Source organism: Streptomyces sp. NPDC005925 (assembly GCF_040638805.1).
Classification (GTDB): Bacteria; Actinomycetota; Actinomycetes; order Streptomycetales; family Streptomycetaceae; genus Streptomyces.
Genome location: NZ_JBEXVL010000037.1, coordinates 16,276 through 32,430, shown reverse-complemented (window position 1 = coordinate 32,430; position 16,155 = coordinate 16,276). Strand labels below are relative to the sequence as shown.

Annotated in this window: 15 protein-coding genes; 7 read left to right on the top strand and 8 right to left on the bottom strand. The window is 72.5% G+C overall.

Annotation, left to right across the window (positions count from 1 at the left end):
* Positions 1-109: 109 nt before the first annotated feature.
* The 3 genes from ABZ354_RS26750 to ABZ354_RS26740 form a co-directional block, all read right to left on the bottom strand.
* The gene (locus ABZ354_RS26750) at positions 110-355 is read right to left on the bottom strand and encodes a winged helix-turn-helix domain-containing protein (RefSeq protein WP_358660932.1); all 246 of its coding nucleotides are present in this window, start codon (positions 353-355) and stop codon (positions 110-112) included.
* Positions 352-729: a hypothetical protein gene (locus ABZ354_RS26745; RefSeq protein WP_358660930.1), complete on the bottom strand. Its 378-nt coding sequence runs from the start codon at positions 727-729 to the stop codon at positions 352-354. The genes ABZ354_RS26750 and ABZ354_RS26745 overlap by 4 nt, the downstream gene beginning before the upstream one ends.
* Before the next feature lie 126 nt (positions 730-855).
* Complete coding sequence (locus ABZ354_RS26740; RefSeq protein WP_358660928.1) at positions 856-2,331, bottom strand: FG-GAP and VCBS repeat-containing protein; 1,476 nt, start codon at positions 2,329-2,331, stop codon at positions 856-858.
* Between the two features lie 322 nt (positions 2,332-2,653).
* Between ABZ354_RS26740 and ABZ354_RS26735 the strand changes: the two genes are divergently transcribed.
* From ABZ354_RS26735 to ABZ354_RS26725, 3 genes are all read left to right on the top strand, one after another.
* Entirely contained in the window at positions 2,654-3,232 is a 579-nt protein-coding gene (locus tag ABZ354_RS26735) for a helix-turn-helix transcriptional regulator (RefSeq protein ID WP_358660926.1), read from the top strand.
* A 24-nt stretch (positions 3,233-3,256) separates the two neighbouring features.
* On the top strand, positions 3,257-3,889 hold the full coding sequence (locus tag ABZ354_RS26730; protein ID WP_358660924.1) for a hypothetical protein: 633 nt from the start codon (positions 3,257-3,259) through the stop codon (positions 3,887-3,889).
* A 177-nt stretch (positions 3,890-4,066) separates the two neighbouring features.
* The gene (locus ABZ354_RS26725) at positions 4,067-4,399 is read left to right on the top strand and encodes a DUF2516 family protein (RefSeq protein ID WP_358660972.1); all 333 of its coding nucleotides are present in this window, start codon (positions 4,067-4,069) and stop codon (positions 4,397-4,399) included.
* Positions 4,400-4,443: 44 nt separating this feature from the next.
* Here the strand turns inward: ABZ354_RS26725 and ABZ354_RS26720 are convergent, their stop codons facing one another.
* The 3 genes from ABZ354_RS26720 to ABZ354_RS26710 form a co-directional block, all read right to left on the bottom strand.
* The gene (locus tag ABZ354_RS26720) at positions 4,444-5,766 is read right to left on the bottom strand and encodes a SpoIIE family protein phosphatase (RefSeq protein WP_358660922.1); all 1,323 of its coding nucleotides are present in this window, start codon (positions 5,764-5,766) and stop codon (positions 4,444-4,446) included.
* Positions 5,767-6,285: 519 nt separating this feature from the next.
* A complete protein-coding gene (locus ABZ354_RS26715) occupies positions 6,286-7,374 on the bottom strand; it encodes a C40 family peptidase (protein WP_358660920.1) in 1,089 nt (362 codons plus the stop codon).
* 558 nt (positions 7,375-7,932) lie between these two features.
* On the bottom strand, positions 7,933-8,745 hold the full coding sequence (locus tag ABZ354_RS26710) for a class I SAM-dependent methyltransferase (RefSeq protein WP_358660918.1): 813 nt from the start codon (positions 8,743-8,745) through the stop codon (positions 7,933-7,935).
* A 479-nt stretch (positions 8,746-9,224) separates the two neighbouring features.
* Here ABZ354_RS26710 and mshA point away from each other — a divergent pair, with 479 nt between their 5' ends.
* The 3 genes from mshA (at position 9,225) to ABZ354_RS26695 (ending at position 12,902) form a co-directional block, all read left to right on the top strand.
* Positions 9,225-10,565, top strand: coding sequence for a D-inositol-3-phosphate glycosyltransferase (mshA, locus tag ABZ354_RS26705; protein WP_358660916.1), 1,341 nt, complete (start codon positions 9,225-9,227; stop codon positions 10,563-10,565).
* Positions 10,558-11,094 carry a YbjN domain-containing protein gene (locus ABZ354_RS26700; protein WP_358660914.1) on the top strand — a complete coding sequence of 179 codons (537 nt, stop codon included), beginning with the start codon at positions 10,558-10,560 and terminating at the stop codon, positions 11,092-11,094. The genes mshA and ABZ354_RS26700 overlap by 8 nt, the downstream gene beginning before the upstream one ends.
* Before the next feature lie 350 nt (positions 11,095-11,444).
* Complete coding sequence (locus tag ABZ354_RS26695; RefSeq protein ID WP_358660912.1) at positions 11,445-12,902, top strand: FG-GAP-like repeat-containing protein; 1,458 nt, start codon at positions 11,445-11,447, stop codon at positions 12,900-12,902.
* A 236-nt stretch (positions 12,903-13,138) separates the two neighbouring features.
* Here ABZ354_RS26695 and ABZ354_RS26690 read toward each other — a convergent pair whose 3' ends face one another.
* On the bottom strand, positions 13,139-14,416 hold the full coding sequence (locus ABZ354_RS26690) for an MFS transporter (protein ID WP_358660970.1): 1,278 nt from the start codon (positions 14,414-14,416) through the stop codon (positions 13,139-13,141).
* A gap of 165 nt (positions 14,417-14,581) precedes the next feature.
* Between ABZ354_RS26690 and ABZ354_RS26685 the strand changes: the two genes are divergently transcribed.
* Positions 14,582-15,343 carry a phosphoglyceromutase gene (locus ABZ354_RS26685; protein ID WP_358660910.1) on the top strand — a complete coding sequence of 254 codons (762 nt, stop codon included), beginning with the start codon at positions 14,582-14,584 and terminating at the stop codon, positions 15,341-15,343.
* Between the two features lie 85 nt (positions 15,344-15,428).
* Here ABZ354_RS26685 and ABZ354_RS26680 read toward each other — a convergent pair whose 3' ends face one another.
* Complete coding sequence (locus ABZ354_RS26680) at positions 15,429-15,623, bottom strand: hypothetical protein (protein ID WP_358660908.1); 195 nt, start codon at positions 15,621-15,623, stop codon at positions 15,429-15,431.
* Between the last annotated feature and the right edge of the window lie 532 nt (positions 15,624-16,155).

The window sequence follows — 16,155 nt, the reverse complement described above, 5'->3', positions numbered from 1 at the left end:
GGCTGACGCGGGCGCCGGCCGGCGAGGGGGCGGCCGGGGTGGCTGTCGTCTGCGACGCGCCTACTGATCACCTCACCGACCCGAGGTCACGCGGCGCGGGGGCCCTCGATCACGAGCCCACTGCAGGGGTGGCGTCCGGCGGCAGCGCCTCGACCACGTACGACCCCTTTCCCGGCAGTGTTTCGACCAGGCCCCGGTCCCGCAGCTCACGGACGGCGCGCCGAACCGTCCCCGCGCTCACGCCGTGCGCGTCGGCAAGATCACGTTCGTTTTCCAGCCGTCCGCCCGGCGGGATGTCACCGCCGCGGATTCGGCGCTCCAGGTCGGTCGCGACTCGCTGCCATTCATAGATCACAGCCCCATGCTCTGTGCCCACCGCGCACGCTGCCCTCTAGGTAGCACAGGGTGCACACTGTGCACCCTGTGCGTCGAGCGCTCCCCGAGGGCGGCCAGGCGGGCGGGGAGGGAGTCGGCCTGCCCGGGTGTGAGCGGGGAGAGGCCGAGACCGCGGGGCGGGAGGCGGCAGAAGGTGGCGCGCACCTCACCCGCCTCCTCCAGCACACCGAAGACGGGGGCTTCTGTGCCGAACGCCCCCGTCCCGCGCGCCCGCACCCTCCCGGCCCAGGTCAGCTGCATGACGTGCCGCCCGGGACGAGAGCGCAGGAAGCCCCCGGCCCGGGTGAGGACATCGTCGACCTCTTCGGTGAGGTGCCAGTGTTCGGGTCGCATGCTTCGGATTGTCCGCTCCCCGTCGTCCGCGGCGCCGGTGTCACTGGCTGAGCGGACGGTGCCCGGGGATCGTCGGCGCGTCGCCGGGGGACGGTGCCACGCCCGCTCATGATCGTGACGAGGGCTCTACGGGATGACCGTTCCGGGCCCGTTGCCGCCGCTCAGGTTCTCACCGAACAGCGCCTTGTCCGCCGGTGCCCCCATCTCCACCGGGTTGTCCGTGGCCGACTCCGTGGCCGTCAGACCGGAGAGGACGCCGCGCAGGAACCACACCGCGCCGCCGTTCACGACGGTGCCCAGATCCTCACCCGGCGCACCCGCGACCAGGTCCGCCCTGCCCTCACCCGTCATGTCGAGCAGTCGCACCGACCCGCCGAACACGTCACCGGCCTCCGCGACACCCGACACTTCCGTCGTGTCCTGGTGGAACGCCTGCGCGCCCTTGCCGGTGAGACCGCTCGTGCCGCCCTTGAGCAGCACCACGGCGCCGGCTTTCGCCAGCGAGCCGATCGCCTCGCCGGGGACGCCGACGGCCAGGTCGGGGTATCCGTCGCCGTTCACGTCGCCCGCGTTCAGCTGCCCGCCGAACTGGTCGCCCTTCTCGCTTGCCCCCGGCACGCCCAGCGTGTCCTGCGTGATCGTCTGCACACGGGTCTGGCTGATGCCGGACGGCGAGCCGTAGTAGATCTTGACGGTGCCCGGGTCCTCCTCGGTGCCCTCGGTGTCGCCGTTCGCGAAGATCCGGGTGGCGAGGTCGGCGTAACCGTCCTGGTCGAAGTCGGCGACGGCGGTGGCGGACGCGGAGTTCAGCCGCTGCGGGACCGTGGACAGGCCGGTCTTGGAACCGAGCCACAGCTTGCCGCCCTCGGCGTGGTTCTCGTAGACGTAGAAGGTCGCGAAGTCGTCGATACCGTCGCCGTTGAAGTCGCCCGCGGTGGTGGAGTTGATGGAGTTGTCGGTGCTGTACACCTGCACCTGCTGCTCGCGGGCGGGGACGCCGTCGCGGCCGAAGGGGCCGTAGAGCACGTCGTGGTAGTCGTAGTCGTCTCCGTTGCGCATGAACAGGTCCGTGTGCCCGTCGCCGTCGACGTCGCCCGCGGTGATGCCGTCGCCGACCTGGGCGTCCGCCGGTGCGCCGATGCGGACGGAGCCCTCGCCGGAGATGCCGGTCTCCCGGCCCCACAGGACGATCACCGAACCGCTGACGTTGTCCTCCGGCCGGTAATCGCGGGCGACCGCGGCCAGGTCGGTCAGGCCGTCGCCGTCCAGGTCGCGGGAGATCATCGCGTAGCCGAAGACCTGGTTGTCACCGGCGGCGCCGGGCACGCCGGGGGTGTCCTGGCTGATGACGGTGGTGCGCGCGGGGTCGGGGCCGCGCGGTGAGCCGTAGCTGATCGTGATGTAGCCGGCCCAGGTGTGGCCGCCGACCGTCGCGCCGGGGGCCGCGACAGCGACGTCCTGGTAGCCGTCGCCGTCGAAGTCCTCGCGCACGGTGGTCGCGCCGTCCTGCGCGGATGCGGTGCCCGCGACGATCGGCACGCCGAGCGACCCGATCAGGGCCGCGGCCACGGCGGTCGATATGGCGGGTCGGCGGATGCCCACGGTTCCTCCTCAAAGCGCCGGCGATGTCGAAACGCCTGCGCGTGGATGTGATTCATCTGCGAGACGCGCGGATACGGCCGATGGTTGTGCGCCGGACGGCAGTTGGACGGCCCCGGGCCGGCCGCCGGTCTGTCGGAACGCGCCACCCGGGACAGGCCGACGCCGGCGTGGGCCCGCTCGCCCGGAGTTCTCCGAGAGGGGCCCGGACTCACCCGGGGCAGAGGTCCGTGTCCCCCGGTGCCTGCCCCCGCCGTCACTCGCATGGCGTAACTATTGCAAGCGGATGCTTGCAATAGTTAGCGTCGTGTTGCATGGTGGAGCCATGGCATCGCTCAACGTCGGCAATCTCGGTGAGTACCTGCGCGAGCAGCGGCGTAACGCCCAGCTGTCGCTGCGGCAGCTCGCCGATGCGGCCGGGGTGTCCAATCCGTACCTGAGCCAGATCGAGCGCGGGCTGCGCAAGCCGAGCGCGGAGGTGCTCCAGCAGGTCGCCAAGGCCCTGCGCATCTCCGCCGAGACGCTGTACGTGCAGGCCGGCATCCTCGACGCCGAGCGCGACCGGGACGAGGTGGAGACACGTGCCGCCCTCCTCGCCGACCCGACGCTCAACGAGCGGCAGAAGCAGGTGCTGCTCCAGATCTACGAGTCCTTCCGCAAGGAGAACGGCTTCGGGATCGACCAGGCCGACGGGACCGACCGGCCCCACGGGACCGACTGGGCGGAAGAGACCGACCGGGCCGGTGGGCCCGACCGTTTCGCCCGGGGCGGCGACACCACGGACGACGACAACACCGCCGCACGCGCCCCCCGCGCCGTCGGCGGCGGCGACGCCGACCCGCGGCGGCAGGCCGGGGACGCCCACCCCGCCGACGCGTCGCGGGACCCGAAAACCCTCAGCTGACAGCACTTCCGGGAGGAACATCCCATGGCCATCACCGACGACCTGCGCAAGACCCTCAGCGACCCCACCCCCCTCTACTTCGCGGCCGGCACCGCCGACCTCGCCCTGCAGCAGGCCAGGAAGGTGCCGGCCCTGGTCGAGCAGTTGCGCGCCGAGGCGCCGGCCCGTGTCGACGCCGTCCGCAGCACCGACCCGAAGGTCGTCCAGGAGCGGGCGGCCGCCCGCGTCAAGGAGACGCAGGAGACCGTCCAGGCCAAGGTCACCGAGCTCATCGGCGGCCTCGACACCGACCTGAAGAAGCTCGGCGAGACCGCCCAGGACCTCGCGCTGCGGGGCGTGGGCCGCGCCGCCGAGTACGCCGTCAGGGCCCGGGAGACCTACGAGAAGGTCGCCGAGCACGGTGAGCAGGCCGTGAAGACCTGGCGCGGCGAGGCCGCCGAGGAGATCGAGGAGCTGGCCGTGGCCGTCGAGCCGAAGGCCGACCCGAAGCCGAAGCCGGCCCCGGTCACGAAGCCGGCGGAGGGCGCGTCCGAGGCCAGGACCCGGCCGTCGGCCGCCGCGAAGAAGCCGGTCACGCCGGTCACGCCGAACGACACCGCCAAGAAGACCCCCACGCGCAAGACGGCCGCGAAGAAGACCACGCCGCCCGCCAAGTAGGGACTGGGCGGGGTAGGTGCGCCCGCGGATACAGGACATCTACCGCCACAACGGACACGGCCGGGCACTCTCGTGGTGCCCGGCCCGTTCATCGGGTGGGTTGGTTGCCGTTGCGGGTACGGTGACCGCGTAGTACCGCGTAAGGACGAGCCGGAACGGGTGGTGGACGTTGTGCTGATGCAGGGGTTCGCGGGATTCATGTGGCTGCTGAGCGTCGCCCTGATCCTTTTCAGCGGCTTCGCGCTGATCGACGCCGCCACGCGCCGCGAGGACGCCTACCGGGCGGTGGACAAGCAGACCAAGCCCTTTTGGCTGATCGTCCTCGGGATCGCCTTCGTGGTGAACCTGATCTTCAACATTTTGTCGTTCCTGCCGATCATCGGCCTCATTGCCACGATCGTGTACATGGTCGACGTACGCCCCGCGCTGCGCGGGCTGTCGGGCGGCGGCCGCAGCCGGCGCGGCTCCAGCAGCGACGGCCCGTACGGCCCGTACAACGGCGGGCGCTGAGCACCCGCCGTCCTTCCTGCCCCGTCCCGCCGCGCCGTACCGCCTCAGTCCTGCGGTTTCGGCACGCGGTCCAGCAGCAGTACCGCCACGTCGTCCGTCAGCTCGCCGCCGTTGAGGTCGCGCACCTCGGTGACCGCGGCCTGCAGCAGCCGCTCCCCGCTCAGGCCCTCGGCCAGCTGGCGGCGGACCATCTCCACCATGCCGTCCTGGCCGAGCCGCTCCCGGCCCCGGCCGATCCGGCCCTCGATCAGGCCGTCGGTGTAGAGCATCAGGCTCCACTCGGCGCCCAGCTCCACCTGCATGCGCGGCCAGCGCGCGCCCGGCAGCAGCCCGAGCGCCGGGCCGTTGAAGTCGTACGGCAGCAGCCGCGCGGGCCGACCGGGGGACATGACCAGCGGTGACGGGTGGCCGGCCAGGCACAGGCCGGCGCGGCGGCCGTCCGGGGCGATGTCAACCGTGCACAGCGTCGCGAAGATCTCGTCGTCGGCCCGCTCGTGCTCCAGCACCTGCTGCAGCGTGTTGAGCAGTTCGTCCCCGCACAGCCCGGCCAGCGTCAGCGCCCGCCACGCGATGCGCAGCTCCACGCCCAGCGCCGCCTCGTCCGGGCCGTGCCCGCACACGTCGCCGATCATGGCGTGCACCGTGCCGTCGGGCGTGCGGACGACGTCGTAGAAGTCACCGCCGAGCAGCGCGCGCGAGCGGCCGGGGCGGTAGCGGGCGGCGAACCGCAGCGAGGAGCCCTCCAGCAGCGGCGTGGGCAGCAGGCCGCGCTCCAGCCGGGCGTTCTCCTGGGCGCGCAGCCTGCCCTCGGCGAGCCGGCGCTCGGCGATGTCGGAACGTTTCCGCTCGACCGCGTACCGGATCGCCCGGCTCAGCAGCCGGCCGTCCAGCTCGTCGCGGAAGAGATAGTCCTGCGCCCCCACCCGGACCGCCTCCGCGCCGCGCTCGGCGTCGCCGGACGCGGTCAGCGCCAGGACGGCGTGCCGGGGCGCGACCTGCAGGACGTGCTTGAGCGCCGCCAGCTCGTCCTCCGCCCCGGCCCGGCCGGGCGCGGGCAGCGCCAGGTCCAGCAGGACGCAGTGGACGTCGTCGGTCAGCAGACGCTCGGCCTCGGTGAGGTTGCGGGCCGTACGGATACGGATCGGCCTGCCCGTCGGGTCAAGCAGGTCGGGCACGATCGGCGAGCCCGCCGGATCGTCCTCGATCAGCAGCAGGGTCAGGTTGGTGTGGGAGGCGTTCTCGACGGTGTCGTCCTTGCGCGGGGCCACCCGGCCGCCGTTCGCGGCGGGGCCGCCCTGGGACGCGGTCTGCGCCAGACCACTCTCCACGGCCGGGATCGCTCTCTGCCGCGGTACGGGTACGGGCATGGTCCTGGATTCCTTCCCTCCCCCCGAGGGCACGGCGGGGACGAGGGACTCGACCCACCGACGGGGACCATAGCGGTAGACCGCGCCGCAACGGAATGGTGTACGGCATGCCGCCGTGTCGCGGGCCTCTGTCATATGCCGCGTTCCCTACCGCAGTTGGACACGGCGACTGCGGGCCCGTGATGACGAACGTCACGTCCACGCCACGCCGGTGGGTGACAAGGGGTGGGACGGGTCACTTGGCCTTTCTCACCCCTTATCGGGCCTTTTCGATGGACGGATCCCCGTAAGGGGTGTCGCCTGGATCGGCCTGTTCTTGCGCCCTTCGCGTCCCGGGCCGGTGCGTTCGGCCGGCCCGCTCGGGTCGGGGCCGGGCGCGCACGTGGCGCCGGGCGGCACACAGCACGGCTGCGGCGATCCCGTCGTCGTCCCGGCCGAGGGGGCGTCGGCTGCGCCGCGGCGCGGCCGGCAGGAACACCCGCGTTCCGCGTGCCGCGTCACCGGCACACCGCCCCGAGGTCAGTCCGCGTCCGGCCGCACCACGCCCAGGATCGGCATCGAGCCGGCGCCCGCGATCGTCACCGTCCGCCCGGGCCGCGGGGCGTGCACGATCGAACCGTCGCCGACGTACATCCCCACGTGGCTCGCGTCGTCGTTGTAGATGATGAGGTCGCCGGGGCGCATGTCCTTGATGGAGATGTGCTTCAGCTGCCGCCACTGCTCCTGTGAGGTCCGCGGGACGGGCGCCCCGGCTCTCGCCCAGGCCTGGGACGTCAGCCCGGAGCAGTCGTAGCTCCTCGGGCCCTCGGCGCCCCACTCGTAGGGCAGGCCGATCTGCCGGACGGCGAACCCGACGGCCTTACTGCCCCGCTTGGACGCCTTGCCGTGGATCTTGTCGAGGATGCCCGACGCCAGCCAGTCGCTCTGTGCTCTGCCGGCCGCCGCCCGCTCCAGCTCCACGAGCCGCTCGAGCTCCTCCTTCTCCAGGTCGGACTCGAGCTTCCTGGCCGCCGCGATCTGCTTCTTGACGCGTTTCTTCGCCGTGGCCTTGGCCTTGCGGTTCGCCTCCAGCCGCTTCAGCTGGGAAGTGGCGTCCCGCTCGTACTGCTCCAAGTCCTCCTTGGTGCGGACGGTCTCGCGGATCAGGCCCTTGGTCGCCCGCTGGCCCTGCAGGAGGCGACCCGTGCCGTAGAGGAACTGCGTGGGGTCGTCGCTGAGCACGAGGTGTGCCTCGGGCGGCAGTCCGCCGCCGCGGTACTGGGCGGCGGCAGCGGCGCCCGCGCGCCTGCGCAGCTCCTCCAGGTCGGACCGGACGCCGGCGATCCTCCGCTCGAGCTCGACCAGCTCGGCGTTCTGCTTGCGGGTCTTCTCCTCGGCCGAGTTGTACGCGTCCGTGGCGACGGCCGCGTCGTGGTAAAGCGTCTCGAGCCGCTTGCGCACCGCCTCCAGGTCCGAGGTGCCCGGGTCGTCCGGTGCGGTGCTCGCCGTCGTGGGCGACGGCTCGGGGACGGCCGAATGCGCGAACGCCGTGCCGGGCGCCGCCAGTACGGTGACCGCACAGACGACGGTCACGGCCGCGGTGACCAGGCCACGCTTACCCGTGCCCATCTCTTCGCCCCCTGCCCAGAGTTGGTTAACCGTCAGTAACGTGCGGGTCCCGTGGATCGTGCCACGCCGACGCGCAAAACGACAGAGGTCGTACCTCCACGGCACTTCCGTGTCGTTTGCCTCGTTCCCCGCCCCGGCACGGCGATCTCCCCGCCATATGTGACGAACGGCCCGTCAGGATCGTTCCCCCGTCCGGCCCCCACGGGCCGGCGACTCGGCCTTCACGGGCAGGCGACCCCGACCCCACGGGGCAGGCGATCCGGGCCTGCCGGGCAGGCGATCCGGGTCCGCCGGGCACCGCGTCACCCGCCCGTCGCAAACGGGCCACCCGCATAGTGGCGGGCCCGCCCCCGGGAGGTGGGTCGGTTCCGTGGGCGGGCGGCCCGGCGACCGGGCGGGTGGCCCGTTGCGGCGGAGGGGTGGCCCGACTCCGGGGCGGACGACCTGACTCCGGGGGCGGGTGGCCCGGTTACGGCGGGCGGGTGACCCGACTCGGGCGGGTGGGTGACTCGGACTCCCCGCAGGGGCCCGGCTCGCGGGGAACCGGGCAGGGGCGGGTCAGAGGCGTGGCGCCAGCGCCGCCCAGCGCACCGTGACCTCGCCCTGCCGCCACCGCACCGGACCGTCCGTCACCGGCCAGTCGGCCGTCAGCTCCCGCACCGCGCGCATCCAGCGCTGCCGTGCGCCGTACGAGGCGTACGGCGCGGCCGCGGCCCACGCGCGGTCGAAGTCGCGCAGGAAGGCGTGCACCGGCTCGCCGGGGACGTTGCGGTGGATGAGGGCCTTCGGAAGCCGTTCGGCGAGGTCGGAGGGGCGGTCCAGGGAGCCGAGGCGGGTCGCGAAGGTCACCGTGCGCGGCCCCTCGGACCCGAGCGCGACCCACACGTGCCGGCGCCCGATCTCGTCGCAGGTGCCCTCCACGAGCAGCCCGCCGCCGGAGGTGCCGGTGGCCGGGGCGAGCCGGGCGCACAGCCGCTGCCAGACGCCGGCCACCTGGTCCTCGTCGTATTGGCGCAGCACGTTCGCGGCGCGCACGAGCAGCGGCCTTCGCGGCAGGGGGATTTCGAAGCCGCCGTGCCGGAAGGCGAGTCCCTCGCGCTCGTACGGGCGGGCCGCCGCGACCCGCGCGGGGTCGATCTCGATGCCCACCACGTGCGCGCGCGGCGCCACCGTGCGGAGCCGGGTGAGCAGTTCGACGGCGGTCCAGGGGGCGGCGCCGTAGCCGAGGTCGACGGCGACCGGGTCGGCGGCGCGGCGCAGCTCCGCGCCGTGCGTGGCCGCGATCCAGCGGTCCATGCGGCGCAGCCGGTTGGGGTTGGTCGTCCCGCGCGTCACCGTTCCCACGGGGCGGGCGGCGGCGCGGGATGTCATACCGACGAGGGTATGCGGCCGCCGGCCCCAGCCGCCCGCCGCGCGACCGCCCGCCGCGCGACCGCCCGCCGCGCGACCGCCGGCCACGCGCCGCCCCGCCGTCAGGACCGTCGGCCCCGAGCCGACTGCCGCCAAGACCGCCCGCCCCGCGCCTGCCCCACAGCCGCCGGACCCCGGCGACCGGGCAGGAGACCGCGCGGGAGACACCGGGCCGGAGCTCGGCCGGAGGCCGACGGAGACCGCCGGGGGCACCCCCGTACCACCGCCCGGGGCACCCCCGTACCACCGCCCGGCCGGAGGCATCCCGTACGCCCTCCGGCCCCCGAGCCGTCGAGCGACCGGCAGTAATGATTCTGCAAAGAACGCCGGAACAGAAACGGAGTCGGAAATGGAGGAAGCCCCTCCCGTGTTGGACGTCCCGGAGGGTGAACGTTCATGCTCCGCCCGTCCGGCCTGCCCGCAGCGAGGAGGAACGCCACGTGAGCCAGTACATCGGCAGGCTCGGGCGTCGTACCGCGGCGGTTTCCCCGCGGCTGCGCCTGCCGCACCGCCGGGCCCGCCGCGTCGCCATGCTCTCCGTGCACACCTCACCGCTCCACCAGCCGGGCACCGGCGACGCCGGCGGCATGAACGTCTACATCGTCGAACTCGCCCAGCGCCTCGCCGCGATCAACATCGAGGTGGAGATCTTCACGCGTGCGACCTCCGCCGCCCTCCCGCCCACGGTCGAGCTGTCCCCGGGCGTCCTGGTCAGGCACGTCGACGCCGGCCCGTACGAGGGCCTCGCCAAGGAGGACCTGCCCGCGCAGCTGTGCGCCTTCACGCACGGCGTGATGCAGGCCTGGGCCGAGCACCGCCCCGGCCACTACGACCTGGTCCACTCGCACTACTGGCTCTCCGGCCACGTCGGCTGGCTCGCCGCCCAGCGCTGGGGCGTCCCGCTGGTGCACGCCATGCACACCATGGCCAAGGTGAAGAACGCCAACCTCGCCGACGGCGACACACCCGAGCCCGCCGCCCGCGTGATCGGCGAGACCCAGATCGTGGGCGCCGCCGACCGCCTCATCGCCAACACCGCCGAGGAGGCCGAGGCGCTCGTGGGGCACTACGCCGCCGACCCCGCGAAGGTCGCCGTCGTGCACCCCGGCGTGAACCTCGACCGCTTCCGCCCCGCCGACGGCCGCGCCGCCGCACGCGCCCGGCTCGGCCTGCCGCAGGACGCGCTGGTGCCGCTGTTCGCGGGCCGCATCCAGCCGCTGAAGGCGCCCGACGTGCTGCTGCGCGCCGTCGCCGCGCTGCTGGACAGCCGGCCCGACCTGCGCGCGAAGATCGTTGTCCCGGTCGTCGGCGGCCCCAGCGGCAGCGGCCTCTCCAGGCCGGAAGGCCTGCAGAAGCTGGCCGCGCGGCTGGGTATCGCGGACGTCGTGCGGTTCCGGCCGCCCGTCGGCCAGGACCAGCTCGCCGACTGGTTCCGGGCCGCGTCCGTGCTGGTCATGCCCTCGTACAGCGAGTCCTTCGGTCTGGTCGCCATAGAGGCGCAGGCCGCCGGTACGCCGGTGCTCGCGGCGGCGGTCGGCGGGCTTCCCGTCGCCGTGCGCGACGGGCACACCGGTGTCCTCGTCGAGGGCCACGACCCGGCCGCCTACGCGCGCGTGCTGGCCGCTTTCGCCGACGACCCGGACCTGGCCGTACGCATGGGCGCCGCGGCCGCCCGGCACGCCCGGTCCTTCGGCTGGGACGCCTCGGCCGCCGCCACCGCCGAGGCGTACACGGCCGCGCTGCACGCGCACCGCCGTCGCGTACGCTCCCACCATGGCTGACGGGCACAAGGACGGGCACAAGGACGGAGACCGGGCAGCGGCGCAGGCGGCAGGGGTCGTCGAGGAGGCCCTGCGAAGCGCCGGGCTGGAGTGGGAGGGTCCCACGCCCGGCACCTACGTCGTCACACTTCCCGGCACCCGCAAACTGTCGACCACGGTCTCCCTCGTCGTCGGCCGCCACTCCCTCTCCCTGAACGCCTTCGTGATCCGCCGTCCCGACGAGAACGAGGCGGCCGTCCACCGCCGGCTCCTGGAACGCAACCTCAAGCTGTACGGCGTGAGCTACGCGGTCGACCGGCTCGGCGACATCTACGTCACCGGGCGCCTGCCGCTGGCCGCCGTCACCGCCGACGAGGTCGACCGGCTGCTCGGGCAGGTGCTGGAGGCGGCCGACGGCAGCTTCAACACCCTCCTGGAGCTGGGCTTCGCCTCCGCGATCCGGCGCGAGTACGAGTGGCGGGTGTCGCGGGGGGAGTCGACGCGGAACCTCGACGCGTTCACGCACCTGACCGAACGCTCCACGGACTGACGGACCGGCTCACGCCCGGCGCCCGGCGGCAGACCGGTACGGCCCCGGCACCCCGGACCCTCCACGCACGTGCCGCGTGCGATGCGACGGGTCGGAGAAACCGGCCGCACGCGTCGACCCGCCCGGTGACCGCCCCCAGGAGGAGCCGGCGAGGCGACCGGGGAGCCGTCGCGCGGGACCTGCGGCGGCCACAGCGACCCCGTGCCGTGCGACACGCCGACCACAGCGACCCCGTGCCGTGCGACACGCACACCGCCGGCACGCACCAAGAACCTCCCTCTCCCCGTACAACCCTTCCGCCTCACCACAGGTCGTCTCTGCGCCCGAACACTCGTCCTGGAGAGGAATGCATGTCCCGGACCCCTCACAAGCGCTCCCGGCGTCCCGTTGCCCTGGGCGCCACCGCCGTCGCGGCCGTCCTGGCCGGTGGCCTGCTCATCGCCCTGCCCGGCGGCGCCAGTGCCGCCGCGTCGGGCCTCGCCGACGACTTCAACGGCGACGGCTACCGCGATCTGGCGGTCGGAGCCCCCGGCGCTGTCGCGGACGGGAAGGCGAAGGCGGGCGCCGTGGTCGTGACCTACGGCTCGTCGAGCGGTATCAGCGCCGCGCGCCACAAGACCACGTCGCAGAGTTCCTCCGGCGTGCCGGGCACCCCGGAGACCTCCGACCGCTTCGGCACCGAGCTCGCGCACGGTGACCTCAACCGAGACGGCTACGGCGACCTCGTCGTCGGCACACCGCTGGAGGACGTCGGCAGCGACGCCGACGGCGGTTCGGTCACCATTCTGTGGGGCGGCTCGTCCGGCCTGTCGGGCGGTACGACGATCAGCGACCCGAACGCGTCGGGCCACGACCGGTTCGGCCAGTCCCTCGCGGTCGGCGACTTCACCGGTGACGGGAAGTCCGATCTGGCGGTCGGTTCCACCGGCAAGGACGTGTGGATCTTCGAGGGCGGCTTCACCAAGTCCGGCGGTGAGGCGGGCAAGCTGCGCCTCGACGCGCAGATCGAGTCCGGCGCGTACCTCAGGGGCGCCGTTCGGCTGGCCGCCGGGGACTTCGACAACGATGGCACGGACGACGTGGTGGTGGGGTCCTCCGCCGGCAACTTCGTCTACCGGGGCGCCCCGACCGGGCCCACGCTGCAGACCGAGGCGGGCGAGGGGTACGCGGGCGCGCTCGCCGTGGCCGACTTCGACCGTGACGGGCACGACGACCTGGTCGTCGGCTCCGACTTCGTCTCCGTCACGGACCAGACGGCGAGGGGCGGCTACGCCACCGTGTTCTACGGCGGTGCGGCGGGCGTCGACACCACGCGCAAGGCCGTCTTCCACCAGGACACCGACGGCGTGCCGGGATCGGACGAGTCCGACGACTCGTTCGGCGGCGCACTCGCCGCGGGCGACGTCGACGGCGACGGCTACCCGGACCTCGCCGTCGGCGCGGTCTTCGAGACCATCGGCTCCGCGACCCACACGGGCAACGTGTGGGTGCTGAGCGGCGGCCCCGACGGCCTCACGGGGACCGGCGCCCAGTCCTTCCACCAGGGCACCTCGGGGGTCCCGGGAGCCAACGAGTCGTCGGACATGTTCGGCGACGCCGTCCACCTCGCCGACCACAACAAGGACGGCCGCGCCGATCTGTCGGTGGGCGCGGGCGGCGAGAACAGCGACGACGGCGCCGTATGGGTCCTGCGCGGCTCCACCGCGGGCACCACGGCCACCGGCGCGGTCAGCTTCGGCATCTCGTCCGTCGGCATCGGCACCTCGGGGCAGGACCCCATGTTCGGGGACGTCATGGCGGGCGCCTGAGCAGTCGGGCTTCCGAGAGGAAGGGGCGGCACGGGAAGCTTCCGGTGCCGCCCTTTCCTCTCGGAAGCCCGCAGCCCTGTGAGGCAGAGCGACCGGCGGGCCGACCGGTTCGCGTGGAGACGGGCGAGCGGCGGGCCGACCGGTTCACGGAGAGGGGACAGGTGTGGCCGGGGCCCGGCCGGGTGCCCTCGTCGCAGCGTGCCCCGGGGCCGCGACCGCGCCTCCCCCTGCTCCGGTCAGGCCTTGCCGACCTCGGCCTTCGCGGCGGCCGGGACGCTGCCGACGGCCGGCGCCTCCTCCTCGGGCAACCGCCGCATCAGCACCCCGTACCCCGCCGCGGCCACCGTCCCCACGACCGCGCACAGGCCCCACAGCCACGCGGCGCCGTACCGGTCGATGACGAAGCCGGAGCCGAGGGGCGCGACGAGCGCGGCCACGGACCACGACATGGTGTACATGCCCTGGTAGCGCCCGCGCCCCCGCACCGGTGAGAGCCGCACGACGAGCGCGGTCTGCGTGGGGGCGTTGACGATCTCCGCGAGCGTCCACACGCACACCGCCAGCACGAAGACGCCCACCGACCCGGCGAACGCGGTGAGCCCGAAGCCGTACCCGGCGAGCAGGGACGACAGGACGAGCAGCCGCCGGGTGTCGCGGTGCTCGATGAACCGGGTGACGGGGATCTGGAGGGCGACGATCAGTACGCCGTTGACGCCGATGGCGAAGCCGTAGTCGGCGGGGCTGAACCCGGCCTGGCCCATGGCGACGGGCAGCCCCACGAACCCCTGCTGGAAGACGACCGCGACGAGGAAGGACAGCCCCACCACACCCATGAACCGCCCGTCGCGCAGCACGGTCCCCAGCCCCACGGCGTCCTCGCCGCCGGGCTCGGCGTCCTGGACGGGCCGGGACTCGGGCAACTTGAGGAAGATCAGCACGGCGCAGGCCGCAGTCATGCCCCCCTCGATGAGGAAGCCGGCGCGATAGCTGTACTCGGCGATGAACCCGGCGGCCATGGAGGACACGGCGAAACCGAGGTTGACGGCCCAGTAGTTGAGGGAGAAGGCCCGGACCCGGTCCTCGGGCCGGACGATGTCGGCCAGCATCGCCTGCACGGCGGGCCGGGAGGCGTTGGAGGCCATCCCGACCAGGAACGCGACGGCGGCGATGGCGACCGGGTGGTGCATGAACCCCAGGAGCACGACGGACACGGCGGTGGAGGCCTGCGCGACGAGCAGGGTGGGCCGCCGCCCGAGACGGTCGGTCATGACACCGGCGACCAGGGACGAGACGACGCCGCCGAGGCCGTGGAGGGAGGCGACCAGACCGGCGTACGTCGCGGAGTAGCCGCGGTCGAGGGTGAGGTACAGCGCCATGAAGGTGGCGACGAACGCGCCGAGCCGGTTCACCAGGGTGCTCGTCCACAGCCACCAGAACTCGCGGGGCATCCCGGAGACCGACTCCCGTACGACGCGCCGGACACGGGCGTACGACGCGGACGGTACGTACGGCATGAGGATCCCCCCGGACATCAGGCAACCTGCGGTAAGCGGCCCAAGCGGCAAGCACACATTACGAGGGGATCGGTGGGGTGACCACTCGATTAACAGACGCCGTGAACCGTCCGACCCGCGGGCGGGCCGCGCGGGGGAACAGGGGGTTCGATTACGCTCGGGCCCATGGCCGACGCACCGTACAAGCTGATCCTCCTCCGCCACGGCGAGAGCGAATGGAACGCGAAGAACCTGTTCACCGGCTGGGTGGACGTCAACCTGAACGAGAAGGGCGAGAAGGAGGCAGTCCGCGGCGGTGAGCTGCTCAAGGACGCCGGCCTGCTCCCCGACGTGGTCCACACCTCGCTCCAGAAGCGCGCGATCCGCACGGCCCAGCTCGCGCTGGAGGCCGCCGACCGCCACTGGATCCCCGTACACCGCTCCTGGCGCCTGAACGAGCGTCACTACGGCGCCCTCCAGGGCAAGGACAAGGCGCAGACGCTCGCGGAGTTCGGCGAGGAGCAGTTCATGCTGTGGCGCCGCTCCTACGACACCCCGCCCCCGCCGCTCGACAGCGACGCCGAGTACTCCCAGTTCGACGACCCGCGCTACGCGACCCTCCCACCGGAGCTGCGCCCGCGCACGGAGTGCCTGAAGGACGTCGTCGTCCGCATGCTCCCGTACTGGTTCGACGGCATCGTCCCCGACCTCCTCACCGGCCGCACGGTCCTGGTCGCCGCCCACGGCAACAGCCTGCGCGCCCTGGTCAAGCACCTGGACGGCATCTCCGACGCCGACATCGCGGGCCTGAACATCCCGACGGGCATCCCCCTCTCCTACGAACTCGACGCCGAGTTCAAGCCGCTCACCCCGGGCGGCACGTACCTGGACCCGGACGCTGCTGCGGCGGCCATCGAGAGGGTCAAGAACCAGGGCAAGAAGAAGTAAGCCCGACGCGTCAGGCCTCCTAACAGGGATTTCTCCGCTGGCAGGAGGCCTGATGTCCTGTCTGGGCCGTGGTGGGGCCGTGACGCTAGATGCCCCGCCTCCTCCAGACACGGACGCCTACTCGGAACGTGACGAGGAGGGCCCCGACGGCGACGGCGTACGCGGGAGCCTCCACCCAGATGCCGAGGGAACCGCCCGCTCCCCCGACCACCGCGAACGGAAGTCCGCGAGGGGTGATGTCGATGGATACACCGAAGCGTGGCACCATGGTGTTCTCCATGGGTTCCTCCTAGTTGACTGAACGAAAAGGTGCTAATGGAGATCGAAGGCCACCCAGTGCAATGGGTGGCCTTCTCGCTTCCCCGCTAGTGGTCGGGACGATATTGCACGGCTGCCGCGTCATGCAAATCCTTGCGGAGTTTCGGAACCAGCGCTTCCATATAGATGTCGAGTCAGTCGACACGCTTAAGGCGCCGGGGGTTCTGTTTAACCTTGCCACCAGCAACACTTGTTTCCTTAAGTCGGTTCGCCTCCTACTCTGCTAGGGCCTGTCACCCGACCAGCCAGCCGGACCGGCGAGCAGGCGGACGCCTGGGCAGGCGGACGACTGCGGGCCGTTGTTGCGCCGTCCACTGCTGGTTCGCCAGCGGTTTCGTGGAAGATTTGGGTTCGGAAGCATCTTTCGCGGATGGTGTTTTCACTTTTGGGTGTCCGAGGTTTCGTGGAAGATTTGGGTTCGGAAGCATCTTTCGCGGATGGTGTTTTCACTTTTGGGTGTCCGAGGTTTCGTGGAAGATTTGGGTTCGGAAGCA

Coding starts and splice junctions, on each gene's coding strand:
- ABZ354_RS26710 (WP_358660918.1), bottom strand. CDS start 8,745: ATGACATCCCGCGCCGCCGCCCGCCCCGTGGGAACGGTGACGCGCGGG.
- ABZ354_RS26730 (WP_358660924.1), top strand. CDS start 3,257: ATGGCCATCACCGACGACCTGCGCAAGACCCTCAGCGACCCCACCCCC.
- ABZ354_RS26715 (WP_358660920.1), bottom strand. CDS start 7,374: ATGGGCACGGGTAAGCGTGGCCTGGTCACCGCGGCCGTGACCGTCGTC.
- ABZ354_RS26695 (WP_358660912.1), top strand. CDS start 11,445: ATGTCCCGGACCCCTCACAAGCGCTCCCGGCGTCCCGTTGCCCTGGGC.
- ABZ354_RS26735 (WP_358660926.1), top strand. CDS start 2,654: ATGGCATCGCTCAACGTCGGCAATCTCGGTGAGTACCTGCGCGAGCAG.
- ABZ354_RS26685 (WP_358660910.1), top strand. CDS start 14,582: ATGGCCGACGCACCGTACAAGCTGATCCTCCTCCGCCACGGCGAGAGC.
- ABZ354_RS26690 (WP_358660970.1), bottom strand. CDS start 14,416: ATGCCGTACGTACCGTCCGCGTCGTACGCCCGTGTCCGGCGCGTCGTA.
- ABZ354_RS26700 (WP_358660914.1), top strand. CDS start 10,558: ATGGCTGACGGGCACAAGGACGGGCACAAGGACGGAGACCGGGCAGCG.
- ABZ354_RS26720 (WP_358660922.1), bottom strand. CDS start 5,766: ATGCCCGTACCCGTACCGCGGCAGAGAGCGATCCCGGCCGTGGAGAGT.
- ABZ354_RS26680 (WP_358660908.1), bottom strand. CDS start 15,623: ATGGAGAACACCATGGTGCCACGCTTCGGTGTATCCATCGACATCACC.
- ABZ354_RS26745 (WP_358660930.1), bottom strand. CDS start 729: ATGCGACCCGAACACTGGCACCTCACCGAAGAGGTCGACGATGTCCTC.
- ABZ354_RS26725 (WP_358660972.1), top strand. CDS start 4,067: ATGCAGGGGTTCGCGGGATTCATGTGGCTGCTGAGCGTCGCCCTGATC.